The organism is Aurantiacibacter flavus, assembly GCF_039710615.1.
In the GTDB taxonomy this organism is placed as follows: Bacteria; Pseudomonadota; Alphaproteobacteria; order Sphingomonadales; family Sphingomonadaceae; genus Alteraurantiacibacter; species Alteraurantiacibacter flavus.
Genome location: NZ_JBDLBR010000004.1, coordinates 331,161 through 344,940, shown reverse-complemented (window position 1 = coordinate 344,940; position 13,780 = coordinate 331,161). Strand labels below are relative to the sequence as shown.

The 13,780-nt window shown below is 64.4% G+C and carries 13 protein-coding genes and 1 pseudogene; 11 read left to right on the top strand and 3 right to left on the bottom strand.

The window, feature by feature from the left end:
* Positions 1-79 precede the first annotated feature (79 nt).
* A complete protein-coding gene (locus tag ABDJ38_RS13500) occupies positions 80-340 on the top strand; it encodes a hypothetical protein (protein ID WP_346785641.1) in 261 nt (86 codons plus the stop codon).
* Between the two features lie 70 nt (positions 341-410).
* On the opposite strand, the gene ABDJ38_RS13495 is transcribed toward ABDJ38_RS13500, so the two are convergent.
* Positions 411-1,607, bottom strand: a complete 1,197-nt coding sequence (locus tag ABDJ38_RS13495; protein WP_346785640.1) for a M20 metallopeptidase family protein — start codon at positions 1,605-1,607, stop codon at positions 411-413.
* Positions 1,608-1,792: 185 nt separating this feature from the next.
* Here ABDJ38_RS13495 and rpe point away from each other — a divergent pair, with 185 nt between their 5' ends.
* The 8 genes from rpe (at position 1,793) to ABDJ38_RS13455 (ending at position 10,204) form a co-directional block, all read left to right on the top strand.
* Positions 1,793-2,458, top strand: coding sequence for a ribulose-phosphate 3-epimerase (rpe, locus tag ABDJ38_RS13490; RefSeq protein ID WP_346785639.1), 666 nt, complete (start codon positions 1,793-1,795; stop codon positions 2,456-2,458).
* Positions 2,455-4,332 carry a heparinase II/III family protein gene (locus ABDJ38_RS13485; protein ID WP_346785638.1) on the top strand — a complete coding sequence of 626 codons (1,878 nt, stop codon included), beginning with the start codon at positions 2,455-2,457 and terminating at the stop codon, positions 4,330-4,332. Before rpe ends, ABDJ38_RS13485 begins: the two co-directional genes overlap by 4 nt.
* An 8-nt stretch (positions 4,333-4,340) precedes the next feature.
* Positions 4,341-5,963, top strand: a complete 1,623-nt coding sequence (purH, locus tag ABDJ38_RS13480; RefSeq protein WP_346785637.1) for a bifunctional phosphoribosylaminoimidazolecarboxamide formyltransferase/IMP cyclohydrolase — start codon at positions 4,341-4,343, stop codon at positions 5,961-5,963.
* Between the two features lie 234 nt (positions 5,964-6,197).
* Positions 6,198-6,869 carry a peptide-methionine (S)-S-oxide reductase MsrA gene (gene msrA, locus ABDJ38_RS13475; protein ID WP_346785636.1) on the top strand — a complete coding sequence of 224 codons (672 nt, stop codon included), beginning with the start codon at positions 6,198-6,200 and terminating at the stop codon, positions 6,867-6,869.
* Positions 6,870-6,905: 36 nt separating this feature from the next.
* Positions 6,906-7,367: a Fur family transcriptional regulator gene (locus tag ABDJ38_RS13470; protein WP_346785635.1), complete on the top strand. Its 462-nt coding sequence runs from the start codon at positions 6,906-6,908 to the stop codon at positions 7,365-7,367.
* Positions 7,368-7,419: 52 nt separating this feature from the next.
* A complete protein-coding gene (dxs, locus tag ABDJ38_RS13465; RefSeq protein ID WP_346785634.1) occupies positions 7,420-9,351 on the top strand; it encodes a 1-deoxy-D-xylulose-5-phosphate synthase in 1,932 nt (643 codons plus the stop codon).
* 50 nt (positions 9,352-9,401) lie between these two features.
* Entirely contained in the window at positions 9,402-9,860 is a 459-nt protein-coding gene (locus ABDJ38_RS13460; RefSeq protein WP_346785633.1) for a hypothetical protein, read from the top strand.
* Positions 9,860-10,204 (top strand): hypothetical protein, encoded by a 345-nt coding sequence (locus ABDJ38_RS13455; protein WP_346785632.1) that lies wholly within the window; start codon positions 9,860-9,862, stop codon positions 10,202-10,204. Before ABDJ38_RS13460 ends, ABDJ38_RS13455 begins: the two co-directional genes overlap by 1 nt.
* A gap of 201 nt (positions 10,205-10,405) precedes the next feature.
* Here the strand turns inward: ABDJ38_RS13455 and ABDJ38_RS13450 are convergent, their stop codons facing one another.
* Together ABDJ38_RS13450 and ABDJ38_RS13445 are read right to left on the bottom strand one after the other, a co-directional pair.
* Positions 10,406-11,086 (bottom strand): NnrU family protein, encoded by a 681-nt coding sequence (locus tag ABDJ38_RS13450; protein ID WP_346785631.1) that lies wholly within the window; start codon positions 11,084-11,086, stop codon positions 10,406-10,408.
* Between the two features lie 57 nt (positions 11,087-11,143).
* A complete protein-coding gene (locus ABDJ38_RS13445) occupies positions 11,144-12,772 on the bottom strand; it encodes a peptide MFS transporter (protein ID WP_346785630.1) in 1,629 nt (542 codons plus the stop codon).
* Positions 12,773-12,915: 143 nt separating this feature from the next.
* Between ABDJ38_RS13445 and ABDJ38_RS13440 the strand changes: the two genes are divergently transcribed.
* Together ABDJ38_RS13440 and ABDJ38_RS13435 are read left to right on the top strand one after the other, a co-directional pair.
* Positions 12,916-13,254 carry a GntR family transcriptional regulator gene (locus ABDJ38_RS13440; protein ID WP_346785629.1) on the top strand — a complete coding sequence of 113 codons (339 nt, stop codon included), beginning with the start codon at positions 12,916-12,918 and terminating at the stop codon, positions 13,252-13,254.
* A gap of 115 nt (positions 13,255-13,369) precedes the next feature.
* A pseudogene (locus ABDJ38_RS13435) lies at positions 13,370-13,681 on the top strand (integration host factor subunit beta); the annotation flags it as partial.
* Positions 13,682-13,780: the final 99 nt, after the last annotated feature.

Sequence of the window (13,780 nt, the reverse complement as noted above, 5' to 3'; positions counted from 1 at the left end):
GTTTCTTCGTCTTCTCGGTGGCCTGTGTCTTGCCGGCCATGATGTCCTTCATCATCGCCGTCACGTCAGATTTGGTGACGTGCGTGACGCAGTTCGAGCCCAGCAGCGGATTGATGTGGGGCGTGATCCGGCCAACATCGGTGAGCTTGGTGCTGGCTCTTTTCGGCCGGCCACCCTTGCCGAGAATCCGGCCGGCTTCCTGTTCCGCCACATAAAGCTCGCGCAGCTCCTTGACCGAGATCGCCTTGCGGGCGCTGTTTCGATCTTCGAGTATAGCGAAGCGCTGCTAAGATCGACATTGTCTGAACAAGTGAATGAGCTTCGAGTGACCTTAGCATGATGGCCGCAGTAGGCTTGGGCTCTTGCAGTCTCTCGCGCATCTGGCGAATTGCGGCCACTGCGCCCCTCGGTCAGCCCCAGCCGCGATCGAGATAGCGCAGCGCGAAGCCGGCCATCAGTGCCGCGCCCTTGGGCAGCACCGTTTCGTCGACGATCATGCGGCTCGAATGGAGGCCGCAACAACCCTGCCAGTCGCTGCCCTCTGCCGATACGCCGAGGAAGAACATCGCGCCCGGCACCTGTTGCAGCACGTAAGAGAAGTCTTCCGCACCCATGGTCGGGTGGCTGCGCTCTTCCCACGCGCCTGCGCCGCCGAGATCAAGTGCGACCTGTTCGCCCAGACGCGCGGCGCGCGGATCGTTCACCGTCACCGGGAAGCCCTCGATGATCCGCACCGTCGCCGTGCAGCCGTGGGCCAGCGCCACATGTTCCGCCACTTGCGCGACCGCTGCGTGAAGGTCGGCGCGGCGCTCCGCCGAAAGCGTGCGCATCGTGCCCAGCAGGTGCGCCTCGTCAGGGATGACATTGTGCGCCGAGCCTGCCTCCAGCTTGGCAATGGTGACGATGGTCGCCTCGGCAGCGTTGAAGCGGCGTGTGACCATCGTCTGCAAGGCGAGCACGATTTCCGCCGCGACCGGCACCGGGTCCACGCCGTCGTGTGGCATCGAGGCGTGGCCGCCCTTGCCCGTCACCGTAATTTCGAGCTGATCCGCCGAAGCCAGCATCGGCCCCGCACGCCCGATCAGTACGCCGTGCGGCGCATTGGGCCATACGTGCAACGCGAAGGCCGCTTCGGGCAGCGGATCGAGCAGGCCATCGTCAAGCATATGGCGCGCGCCGTGGAAACCCTCTTCGCCCGGCTGGAACATGAAGCGCACTTCGCCCGCCAGTTCGCCATGCCGCTCGGCCAGCAGCCGCGCCGCGCCCGCGAGCATGGCTGTGTGTGCGTCGTGGCCACAGGCATGCATCCGCCCCTCGATCTGCGAGGCGAAGGGCAGGCCGGTCTGTTCGCCCATCGGCAGCGCATCCATATCGCCTCGCAGCAGCACGCTGCGCCCTTCCCGCGCGCCCCTGAGCAAGGCCACGGCGGCGGTGCATGAGGTGCCGTCACGCCATTCGAGCGGCAGATCGGCCAGATCGGCCTTCACTTTGGCGAGGGTGAGCGGAGTTTCGAGCCCCAGTTCGGGTTCGGAATGGATGTTGCGTCGCAGGGCGACGATGCGGTCGTGCAGGGCATTGGCACTGTCGATCAGGGTGTCCGTGAGCATGGTCGAGCTTTCGATTGGGGGCGGCGATTGTGGCTCTGCAAGGCATTTAAGCCTATCTGGCAGGGGCGAGCAATTCCGTCTCGCAAAGAGACAATGGCTCCGCAACGGAGCAAACTGTTCGTGGATAAGAATTTGCTTTGAGCTTGTAGGGCGAATCACAGGTCGATAACGCTCTAAGGCAATCCATGCGCGATGTGCTCATCTCTCCCTCGATCCTTTCGGCCGACTTTGCGCGGCTTGGGGAAGAGGTGCGCGCGATTGACGCAGCCGGGGCCGACTGGATCCATGTCGACGTGATGGACGGCCACTATGTGCCCAATCTCACGATCGGGCCGGGCGTCGTCAAAGCCCTGCGGCCGCACACGCAGAAGACCTTCGACGTCCACTTGATGGTTTCGCCGGTGGACATGTGGATCGACCATTTTGCTGAGGCCGGGGCCGATATCATCACCGTCCACCCCGAGGCTGGCCCGCATGTGCATCGCAGCGTACAGGCGATCAGGGCCGCCGGGTGCAAGGCCGGGCTGTCGCTCAATCCCGGCACGCCCGCCAAGATGCTGGACTATCTCTACGAAGAGATCGATCTGGTGCTGGTGATGAGCGTGAACCCCGGCTTCGGCGGGCAGAGTTTCATTTCCAGCCAGTTGCGCAAGATAGAGGCGATCCGGCAGACCATCGACAAGCGCGGGCTTTATGTGCTGGTGGAGGTCGATGGCGGGGTGAATGCGGAAACCGCGCGTCAGTGTATCGACGCCGGGGCCGACGTACTGGTGGCGGGCTCGGCGACGTTCAAGGGCGGGCCTGAGCATTATGCCAACAACATTCTTGCGCTGAGGGGAGAAGCAGCGTGAATGCCCGGTCTGCCGAAGCTACGTCCCGCACCGCTAGCGCCAAGGATCGGCAGGCCCAGGATAGTCAGGCGGCTGATGGCAATGCGTCTTCGCCCGCCATTCCTTTGCGCAACACCGGCAGCGAGGCGCTGGTGAACAGCGACAAGCCGACTGCCGAGCCGGTGACGCAGCGCTCGCTGATCGTCACCGATATCGCTCCGCCCGCGATCACCGCGGGCGAGCGGCTGATGCGGATGGCCTATCGGCTGGGCATGTCGGGGCCGACCATCCTTTCGCCCTTCCGCAAGCCCGCCAAGCCGCGCCTGCTGGCCACGGTCGAATGCCCGCTCGATGGCGACCGGGTGGCCGGCATGGCGCTGAGGGCTGGGCACTTTCTGGTCTATGGTGTGAAGGCGCCGATTGCGCAGATCGATTTCTCGCCGGTCGCCAAGCTGACCCCGCCATTCGAGCGGACCGTGCATGGCTTTTCCTGGTTGCGCGATCTCGAAAGCTGCGGGGCGCGGGCGCAATGCGCGCCGGTGGCCGAGCGGGTGCTGGCGGCCTGGCTCGATGCCAATGAACTGCCGGGCAAGGGCGCGGCATGGAAGGTCGAGAACGCTGGGCTGCGGCTGCTGGCCTGGCTGGTCCACGCGCCGCTGGTGATGAGCGGGCAGGACAAGGCTTTGCGCACGCGTACGCTCGAAGCCTGCGCCGAGACCGCGCGCTGGCTTGACCGTCATGTGGGCCGTGCGGACGACCGGCTGGGCGAGGTTGCGGGCTGGTGCGCGATCACGGCGGCGGGCCTGTTGCTGCCCGATGGCAAGCCGCGCCGGCTGTTCGGCGAGGCAGGCCTCGTGCGCGCGCTGGGCGAGATGGTGGGCGACGATGGCGGTGTGCTGTCGCGCAGCCCACAAGCGCAGATGCAGGCCATCGCCATGCTGATCGACCTGCGCGCCTGCTATCGCGCGACACGGCGCGAACCGCCTTCGGCGATCGAATCGATGCTGGCCATGCTGGTGCCTCCGCTGCTGGCGCTGATGCATTCGGACGGTGGCTTGGGCAGCTGGCAGGGCGCGCCTGCGGTTTCTGCGGAGCGGCTGACTGCATTGGTCGCTGCGAGCGGGGTGCGCACACGGCCGCTGCGCGATGTGCGCGGCTGGGGCTATCAGCGTGTCTTTGCGAAGCCTGCCACGCTCCAGCTTGACGCGTCGCCGCCGCCGCTCGCCAAGCATGCGCGCAGCGGCTGCGCTTCCACGCTGGCTTTCGAGTTCTCCTATGGCGCGCATCGCCTGATCGTGAACTGCGGCGGCGCAGGGATCGCGGGCGGGCAGGTGCCGGTGCGGATCGAGCAGGGCCTGCGCGCCACGGCCGCGCATTCGACCATGGTGTTGGGCGATGCCAACTCCACTGCGGTGCTGATAAACGGAAAGCTTGGCGGCGGGGTCAACGAGGTCGAGATTGACCGGCGCACCATCGAGCTCGAATATGGCACGGCGACCCGGCTCGAGGCGAGCCATGATGGCTATGCCGCGCGGTTCGGGTTGGTGCACCAGCGCATTTTGACCCTGCGCGAAGATGGCTCGGAGGTGCGCGGCGAGGACTTGCTGGTGCCTGCCGGACGGCGCGGAAAGCGCGGTAAAGTACCGTTTGCGATCCGTTTTCACCTCGGGCCTCAAGTTGAGTTGAGGCCTTCGAGCAACAGCCGCAGCGCCGGGCTGGTCCTGCCCGATGGCAGCTACTGGCAGTTTGTCAGCGCCGACGCCGAGATCGAGGTCGATGAAAGCCTCTGGGTCGATAGCATGGGGCACCTGCATCCGGTACAGCAGCTGGTGATTCAGGGACTCGCCTCGCGCGGCGGTGGCCACTACGCGTGGCTGCTGAAGAAAATGGGATAGCTTTTGACATGACCGATGTTGCGATCAAACGGGCACTCCTCTCGGTGTCCGACAAGGAAGGCGTGGTCGATCTCGCGCGCAATCTGGCCGGGCGCGGCGTGGAGCTGGTGTCGACCGGCGGCACCGCGAAGGCGATCCGCGATGCAGGGCTGCCGGTGAAGGACATTTCCGAGCTGACCGGCTTTCCCGAGATGATGGACGGCCGCGTGAAGACATTGCACCCGGTGGTCCACGGCGGGCTGCTGGCCGTGCGCGACAATGCCGAGCATGTCGCCGCGATGGAAGCGCACGGGATTGGCGCGATCGATCTGCTGGTGGTCAACCTCTACCCGTTCGAGCAGACCGTAGCCCGTGGCGGCACGCGCGAGGAAATTGTCGAGAACATTGACATCGGCGGCCCGGCGATGGTTCGCAGCTCGGCCAAGAACCACCTCTTCGTCACCATCGTCACCGACCCGGCCGACTATTCCGAATTGCTGGCCGAGCTGGAGACGCTTGGCGGCAAGACCAGCCTCGCTTTCCGCACCCGCATGGCAGGCAAGGCCTATGCCCGCACGGCGGCCTACGATTCGGCGATCTCGACCTGGTTCGCGCAGGGCGACGCCTATACCAACCCGCTCGGGCCGGAAGCGCTGAAGGCGACGCCATTCCCCGAAAGCATGACGCTCGCCTTCGCCAAGCAGGACGAGCTGCGCTACGGCGAAAACCCGCACCAGAGCGCTGCGGTCTACGTTCCGCGCGGGCCCTCTGCTGCGGGCATTCCGCAGGCGCGGCAGGTGCAGGGCAAGGAGCTGTCGTACAACAACTTCAACGATGCCGATGCCGCGCTCGAACTGGTGAGCGAATTTGCCGGTGGCGACCCTGCCATCGCGATCATCAAGCACGCCAACCCCTGCGGCGTGGCGCAGGCGCCGAGTCTGCTCGAAGCTTGGCAACAGGCGCTGGCCTGTGACAGCGTCTCGGCCTTTGGCGGGATCGTGGCGTGTAACCGCGCGCTCGATGGGGCGACGGCTGAGGCGATCTGCGAGATCTTCACCGAGGTGGTGATCGCGCCTGGTGCCGACGATGCCGCGCTGGCGGCCTTCTCGGCCAAGAAGAACCTGCGGCTGTTGCTGCTCGATTCGTTGCCTGAGGCAAACCGCCCCGGCATGCAGATGAAGACCATCGCCGGCGGCATGCTGCTGCAATCGCGCGACAATGGCGACATCGCGCTGGGTGACCTCAAAGTCGTGACCAAGCGCCAGCCGAGCGAGCAGGAACTGGCCGACTGCCTGTTCGCCTGGAAGGTGGCGAAACACGTGAAGTCGAACGCGATTGTCTTTGCCAGGGACGGGGCGACGGCAGGCATCGGGGCCGGGCAGATGAACCGCCGCGATTCGGGCCGTATCGCCAACGTCCGCGCGCAGGAAGCCGCGGAGATCGCGGGTTGGAGCGCATCGCGCACGAAGGGCAGCGCCATGGCTTCCGATGCCTTCCTGCCATTTGCCGACGGGATCGAGGTCGCGCTCGAAGCGGGGGCAAGCGTGGTGATCCAGCCGGGCGGCGCGATGCGTGACGAAGAGGTCATCGCGGCTGCCGACGAGGCAGGCCTTGCCATGGTGTTCACCGGGATGCGCCACTTCCGTCACTGACGCAAACTGCGACGAGACGCCCCTGCGCTACGATGAAAACGCGGCGTGCTTCACCCCATGGCAAGTTTGGCCGCGCTATTCCTGCGACAACGATTGAACGAAACCGAACCTGAACCCCACGGACTGCCCCATGACCCTCTTCTCCGGCGAACTCTACCGCAGCTTCTTTATCGGCTTCGGCCTGACTGCTATCGTGCTGGGAGCGCAATTACTGCCGCTGCTTGGAGGAGCCTGATGCATTGGAAAACCCTGCTGATTAGCGCAGCACTAGCTGCGAGCGCCTGCACTGGCCCGGCGATTGCCGCCGAGGAGGTGTTCGACGCACCGGTTGCCACCCGCCAGGCCAACGAACGCGGCCTTCAGACCGCGATCCTCGCCGGTGGTTGCTTCTGGGGTATCGAGGCGGTGTTCAGCCATACACGGGGTGTGACCAGCGCGATCTCGGGTTATCATGGTGGCAGCGCCGACGATGCGACCTATTCGCGCGTGTCGAGCGGGCGCACCGATCATGCCGAAGCAGTGAAGATCACCTACGATCCGACCGTGATCCGCTATGACCAGCTGCTGCAAATCCTGTTCTCGGTGGGCGCAGATCCGACCTTGCTCAACCGGCAGGGCCCCGACCACGGCACCCAGTATCGCGCCGCGATTGTGCCGACCACGCCCGAACAGCGCGCGGTGGCCACGGCTTACGTGCGGCAGATGAACCAGTCGGGCGTGTGGGACGATCCGATCGTTGTTCAGATAGAGCGCGAGCAGCGCTTCTACCCGGCGGAGGCCTACCATCAGGATTTCGCCGAGAAGAACCCCAACCACGCCTATATCCAACGCTGGGATGCGCCCAAGGTCGAGGCATTGGAGGAAAACTTCCCCCGCTTCTACCGCGCCAGCTTCCGCAAGGGCTGATTGCCCACGGCGCCGGGCGTGCCTATGTAGGAAGCCATGGCACATCACGCGCACAAGGAACATAGCGGTGACCGGCTGATTGAAGAGGCCGGTCACGCAATTGTAAAGGCGGGCGAGCAGTGGACCGCCATGCGACAGGACGTGTTTCGCGCGCTTGCCGCGCAGAGCCGCCCTGCCTCGGCTTACGACATCGCCGAAGAGGTCGGCACCATGCGCGGCAAGCGGGTCGCCGCCAACAGCGTTTACCGCATCCTCGACCTGTTCGTGCGCACCAACCTCGCCAACCGGATCGAGAGCGCGAACGCCTATATCGTGAACAGCCACCCCGGCTGCCGCCACGATTGCATCTTCCTGATCTGCGACGATTGCGGCCTTGCCGATCACCTCGATGACGACAAACTGACTGGCGCGCTGCGCAAGGCCGGCACCGACGCCGGCTTCACGCAGGTGCGCCCGGTGGTGGAGCTGCGCGGCCTTTGCGCTGAATGCTCCGGCTAAACCAAGTGTTTGTTTGGTCGACTTGCGTTGCAGCAGCGGCTAAGCCGTTTCGATGAGTAATCGTCCGCAAACTCCTCTGCTTGATACGGTCAATACACCTGCTGAGCTGCGACAGCTGAAGCCTGCGCAACTGCGCCAGCTGGCTGACGAACTGCGAGTGGAGATGATCGATGCGGTCGGTTCGACCGGCGGACATCTCGGCTCGGGGCTCGGCGTGGTGGAGTTGACGGCGGCGATCCACTACGTGTTCAACACGCCCGAAGATCGGCTGATCTGGGATGTCGGCCATCAGGCCTATCCCCATAAGATCCTGACCGGACGGCGGGACCGTATCCGCACGCTGCGCCAGGGCGGGGGCCTTTCCGGCTTCACCAAGCGGAGCGAGAGCGAATATGATCCGTTCGGCGCCGCGCATTCGTCCACCTCGATCAGCGCCGGGCTCGGCTTTGCCATTGCCAACAAACTCTCGGGGAATCCGGGGCGCGCCATTGCGGTGATCGGCGATGGCGCGATGAGCGCGGGCATGGCCTACGAGGCGATGAACAATGCCGAGCAGGCGGGCAACCGGCTGATCGTGATCCTTAACGACAATGATATGTCTATCGCGCCGCCGGTGGGCGGACTGTCGGCTTATCTCGCGCGGATGGTTTCCTCCAGCGAGTATCTCGGCCTGCGCTCGCTGGCCTCGAAGGTCGCGCGCAAGTTCTCGCGCCGGGTTCATCACGGTCTCGAAAAGGCCGAGGAATATGCCCGGGGCATGGCCACTGGCGGAACCCTGTTCGAGGAACTGGGCTTTTATTATGTCGGCCCGATCGACGGGCACAACCTCGACCACCTGATCCCGGTGCTCGAAAACGTACGCGATTCTGAACAGGGGCCTGTGTTGGTCCATGTCGTGACGCAGAAGGGCAAGGGCTACGAGCCTGCCGAAAACGCCGCCGACAAGTACCACGGGGTGCCGAAGTTCAACGTTGTCACCGGAGAAAAAGCCAAGAGCGCCGATGGGCCGCCTGCTTACCAGAACGTGTTCGGCGAGACGCTGGCGAAGCTGGCTGAGACCGACGAGACCATCGTTGCGATAACCGCCGCCATGCCCTCGGGCACGGGGGTTGACAAATTTGCCAAGGCGCACCCAACGCGCAGCTTCGATGTCGGCATCGCCGAGCAGCATGCGGTGACTTTCGCGGCTGGCCTTGCCGCGCAGGGAATGCGGCCCTTTGCAGCGATCTATTCTACGTTCCTCCAGCGCGCCTACGATCAGGTGGTGCATGACGTGGCGATCCAGAACCTGCCCGTGCGCTTCGCCATCGATCGCGCCGGGCTGGTCGGCGCTGACGGCGCGACCCATGCGGGCTCGTTCGACGTGACCTATCTCGCCAGCCTACCCAATTTCGTGGTGATGGCTGCGGCCGACGAGGCCGAGCTGGTCCACATGACCTATACCGCCGCTCTGCACGACGACGGCCCGATTGCCTTCCGCTATCCGCGCGGCAACGGCGTCGGCGTGGCATTGCCGGAAGTGCCGCAGCGGCTGGAGATCGGCAAGGGCCGCGTAGTGCGCGGCGATGTGGATGGCGGCAAGGTGGCGATCCTGTCGCTCGGTCCGAGATTGGCCGAGACGCTGAAGGCCGCAGACCAGCTTGAAGCCAAGGGGCTGCCGGCCACGGTGGCCGACATGCGCTTCGTGAAGCCGCTCGACGAAGAGCTGATCCGCAAGCTGATCGCCACTCACGAAGTGGTGGTGACGGTGGAAGAGGCGGCTATCGGCGGCCTTGGCGCGCATGTGCTGACAATGGCGAGCGATGCGGGCCTGCTCGATGATGGCCTGAAAATCCGGACCTTGCGCCTGCCCGATGTTTTCATCGACCACGATGTGCCCGAGAAGCAGTACGACGAGGCGGGGCTCAACGCGCCGCAGATCGTCGATACGGTATTGAGCGCGCTGCGGCATAACAGCGCGGGCGTTGAAGAGGCGCGGGCTTAGGCGATTCAGGCAAGTTGACTTTGGTGTATTAATACACCAATACACAGCAGATGGCCCTATCTGCCTCGCTCTTGCTTGTCGCCGAGTTGTCTACTGCCTTGATCGGCCCGGTACGCCACTACGAACGCACCAACAGTGACGGTTCCGCGATGGAACGCGTGGTCATTTACGCAAAGTCGCCAAGCGAGGTGGAGGTGTTCAAGGGTCGTAACCGGTGTGCCGACGCTGCCTGGGTGACGGGCACGCTTGATCCGGAAACCGGTCAGGCGCTCGAGCTGATTGGAGGGCGGCTGACACCTGAGGTCACGCAGCGCCAAATGGCATGGCTCTCACGCGACGATGCGGGCAGCCTGTCGCTCCGGCTCGACCGCAACGATGCCGAGGCCTCCTTCTCGGCTCCTGTCGGCCCGCGCTGGGTGCTCTATGACTTCGACTTCGCCGACCTCATTGCCATCCCCCGGATCAGATATTGCAGCGTCAAAACCTCCGTTTCGACTTGCCGAATCTGATGCTTGGCAAGAGTCCCACATTTACCAATCGCGGCGAACTCACGCTGACATTCGCGGGTGAACTTCCTCATATGGGGCGCCATTCGCTGCTCTATCTCGCCGGTGGCTCCGCTCTCGACGAGGGGCAGGGGCGCCTGTGGTTCGATGCGGCCGACGGTCGCCTGCTGGAGGCGCGCCTGCCTGTTCCCAATCACGCCGAGTACGATGACTTCGTTTTCACATTGGTGCGGGAAGAGCATGGCGAAGCGGCCTGGCTCTCCTTCCTGGCCGATCATTGGAGCGGTTGCCCGATGACTTCATCGGCCATGCCGCACCTCAAAAGCAGCAAGACGAGGCAGGGGTGAACACGCCGCGGTGCGACAGCGCGGGCTTGGAAAACTAGACGGGGCCGGTTCCCAGTCCACTCGTCCTAGCCTGTCGGACTCGAATAGCGGCCGCCGGTCCAACGATCGCTTTTCCCCATGCGGATCGCTCGGGGCGGGGGACCATCCTTCGACAGGTTCAGGACGATCGGTCGTGGGGCATGGGAGTGGAGTGCGAAGGTGCTAGACCACCCACCGCCACACACCAGCAGCCCAGCCGCTGGGGTGAATATGGGCATAGGTAAAGGCCAGCCATAGCGCGGCACCGATCAGCCACCACAGCCAGCCGACCGAAAACAGCTTGCCCAGCTTCGGCCAGTAGCTGGTGCGCGATTCCCATCCGGCCCAGGCCTCGCCCATCAGCACCTCCTTCTTGCGGTCCTGCAAATGGGCGCCGACCAGCGCGAGGAACCCGATTGCGCTCGCCACCACCAGCGTGCGGGCAGTCGGCGCGGCGATCAGGTGCGCGAGCGCCCACAAACCAATTGCCCACATCATCGGGTGGCGGGTCACCCGGAACACTCCTCGCGGCTCCTTGGTTGCCGCCTCGGCAGCGCCCGGCGCGGGCAGGGCCGGATTGCCAACGTAGGAACCGGCCAGCAGGACCATGGCCACCAGGGTGAGCACCGAAGCCAGCACCCAGCTCATATCGTCAAAACCCGGCCAGAGCGGGACCGATGGCGGCACCGCCTTGAACGCGAAGTAAATCCACACGATGGCCGCAAGGCTCACCAGCGAATAGACCGCCTGAAAGCCCTTCTCCCCCAGCGCTGCCACCATGGGCGGGCGCAAGGGATGCGACATGGCGAAATGGCTGCCCACGAAAGTGACGCAGGCAGCCAGCAACGAAGTGAGCGGGTCCATGGCCAAATTCCTCCTGCGCGGGAGCTTAGCACATCTGGCGCGCGCCGCCCGCTGAAATCAGCCGCGCACCTCGGGGTGAATGCCCGCCGCCTGCGGCTCGCCAACCTCGCTGCCGCCGACCAGATCGTCGCCTACGTTGTCGTCTTCCAGCGTGTCGAGATGCATCCAGCGCTTCACGATCGGGCTGACCAGCAAGACCACCACGCCCACGCCGATCGCGATCCAGCCGATCTGACCGTAGATCGACAGCACCAGCTCCTTCGACATTTCACCGCCTTCGCCGCCAGTCGCTTCGCCGATCTTGCCGGCCACGTAGCTGCCCACTGCGGTCATGTAGAACCAGGCACCCATGATCAGGCTGGCCATAAAGGAAGGCGCGAGCCGGTTCATCGCCGAAAGGCCGACCGGGCTCAGGCACAGTTCGCCCGTGGTGTGCAGCAGGTAGATCAGGAACAGGAAGATCACCGGCGTCATTGCCGCCATGCCTGCGCTTTGCGCACCCCAGGCGAAGACGAGGAAGCCCGCGCCGCACTGGAACAGCGCGAGGGCGAACTTGGCCGGGGCCGAAGGCTCAAGCCCGCGTTTGCCGAGGAACTGCCACAGGCCCGCGAACAGCGGCGCGAACAGGATAATGTAGATCGGGTTGATCGACTGGAACACCGAGGCCGGGATATTGCCGGTGTCCATATATTTGTCGGTATAGAGGTTGAGGCTGCCCGGCGCCTGATCGAACAGACCCCAGAATAGCGGATTGAGCGCGATCAGGAACAGGATCGCGAAGATCCGCTCGCGCGGTTCCTTGGGCAGCTTCAGCGCCTGCAGCAGCACGTAGCCGAGCAGGCCCACACCGCAGACAATCAGCAAGAGCTGGATCACGTCGCGATACTGCATCAGGAACCACATTGCCGCGACCGCGCCGATGCCGGCTGCGTAGATTACCGTTTCCTTGGCCTTGGGCAGAACCGCCGGGGCTTCGCCCGCGCCGCGTAGCGACGCTTTGCCAAGCACGAAGACGATCAGCCCCGCCACCATGCCGATGCCAGAAAGGCCAAAGCCATAGGCCCAGCCCAGCGTCTGGCCGAGATAGCCGACAAGGATCGAACCGGCAGCTGCGCCCACGTTGATGCCCATGTAGAAGATCGTATAGGCTGCGTCGCGGCGGCCATCGGTCTTGCGATAGAGCTGGCCTACCATCACCGAAATGTTGGCTTTGAGGAAACCGGAGCCGATGATGATCAGCGCCAGCGCCAGCCAGAACACGTTGATCGTCGGGTCGGACTGGCCGCCATCGCCTTCGAACGCCATGAACAGATGGCCGAGCGCAAGCAGGACGCCCCCGAACAGCACGGCCTTGCGCTGGCCCAGATATCGGTCGGCCAGCCAGCCGCCCAGCACGGGTGTAACATAGACCATCGAACCGTAGGCGCCGAGGATCAGCGAGCCTTCGCCTTCGGAAAACAGCCAGTGCTGGACAAGGTAGAATACCAGGATGGCGCGCATGCCGTAGAAGCTGAACCGCTCCCACATCTCGGCGAAGAACAGCATGTAGAGGCCCTTGGGATGGCCGAAGGCCTCGGGCTGGCGGCGAAGGGCAATGGCGACACCCATAGACAGGAACGCCGCCAGGATGACCGTCGCGATCGCCGCGACCCAATCGCCCTCATTCCACAAAGCCAGCTCTTTCATGCACACCCTCAATTATGGTCGGCCAAAACGCGCACCCTAACGGCAGATTGGCGCATGTGAAGCGCAAAAGGTTGCAATGGAAACCGATTACCCGAAGCGTGACTTGACCTGCACCGCTGTATTATGGCAGTGAAGCACCTGTCATGAGCGACACCCGCCCTGTCTACCTGCGTCTGCGCGATCGCATTGCCGCCGCCATTATCGACGGGGTCTACCGCGAGGGTGAGATGCTCCCCTCTGTGCGTGCCTTCGCGGCCGAACAGGGCGCCAACCCGCTGACCGTCGCCAAGGCCTATCAGCAGTTCCAGGCCGATGGACTGGTTCGCGTGCAGCGCGGAGTGGGCATCTTCGTTTGCGAAGGTGCGGCCGCGCAATTGCGCGAGCGCGAGCGGGCCGCCTTCCTGCGCGACGAGTGGCCCGAACTGTGCCAGCGGCTCAAACGCCTCGGACTGCGGCTGGAAGACCTGTTAACAGCGGGGTAGGTCCGTCCACGGTAGCGGGTGATACAACGTTGCACTATGTCAAGTTCTCTGGCACGGAAACACGTGAGCACGCTGGGGCCGCCAAGGCGGATCACTCGCGGCAAAAACAAAACCCTTCGTTTCGCGCGTCACTAAAGAGGTCTCGATGATCCGGTCTGAACTCCTGCAATCCCTGGCTGAGGACAACCCCGACTTGCGGGCCGAAGAGGTGGAGCAGGTGGTGGACCTGTTCTTCGACGAGATCGCTCAGCGCCTGTCCGAAGGCGGGCGGGTCGAGCTGCGCGGGTTTGGCACCTTTTCTACCCGGCAACGCGAGGCGCGCAGCGGGCGCAACCCGCGCACGGGCGACAGCGTCGAGGTGCCGACCAAGAAGGTGCCCTATTTCAAGCCGGGCAAGGAAATCCGCGAGCGCCTGAACGCCGACTGAGGGGTTCACAGGTAAAAAAGAAGGGCGCGAACCGGATGTGCGGTTCGCGCCCTTCTTTTTGTGTCGGAAGCTGCCTCTCTCTCGAGGGGCAGCTTCCCA

Coding starts and splice junctions, on each gene's coding strand:
- ABDJ38_RS13495 (WP_346785640.1), bottom strand. CDS start 1,607: ATGCTCACGGACACCCTGATCGACAGTGCCAATGCCCTGCACGACCGC.
- rpe (WP_346785639.1), top strand. CDS start 1,793: ATGCGCGATGTGCTCATCTCTCCCTCGATCCTTTCGGCCGACTTTGCG.
- purH (WP_346785637.1), top strand. CDS start 4,341: ATGACCGATGTTGCGATCAAACGGGCACTCCTCTCGGTGTCCGACAAG.
- msrA (WP_346785636.1), top strand. CDS start 6,198: ATGCATTGGAAAACCCTGCTGATTAGCGCAGCACTAGCTGCGAGCGCC.
- ABDJ38_RS13470 (WP_346785635.1), top strand. CDS start 6,906: ATGGCACATCACGCGCACAAGGAACATAGCGGTGACCGGCTGATTGAA.
- dxs (WP_346785634.1), top strand. CDS start 7,420: ATGAGTAATCGTCCGCAAACTCCTCTGCTTGATACGGTCAATACACCT.
- ABDJ38_RS13460 (WP_346785633.1), top strand. CDS start 9,402: ATGGCCCTATCTGCCTCGCTCTTGCTTGTCGCCGAGTTGTCTACTGCC.
- ABDJ38_RS13455 (WP_346785632.1), top strand. CDS start 9,860: ATGCTTGGCAAGAGTCCCACATTTACCAATCGCGGCGAACTCACGCTG.
- ABDJ38_RS13450 (WP_346785631.1), bottom strand. CDS start 11,086: ATGGACCCGCTCACTTCGTTGCTGGCTGCCTGCGTCACTTTCGTGGGC.
- ABDJ38_RS13445 (WP_346785630.1), bottom strand. CDS start 12,772: ATGAAAGAGCTGGCTTTGTGGAATGAGGGCGATTGGGTCGCGGCGATC.
- ABDJ38_RS13440 (WP_346785629.1), top strand. CDS start 12,916: ATGAGCGACACCCGCCCTGTCTACCTGCGTCTGCGCGATCGCATTGCC.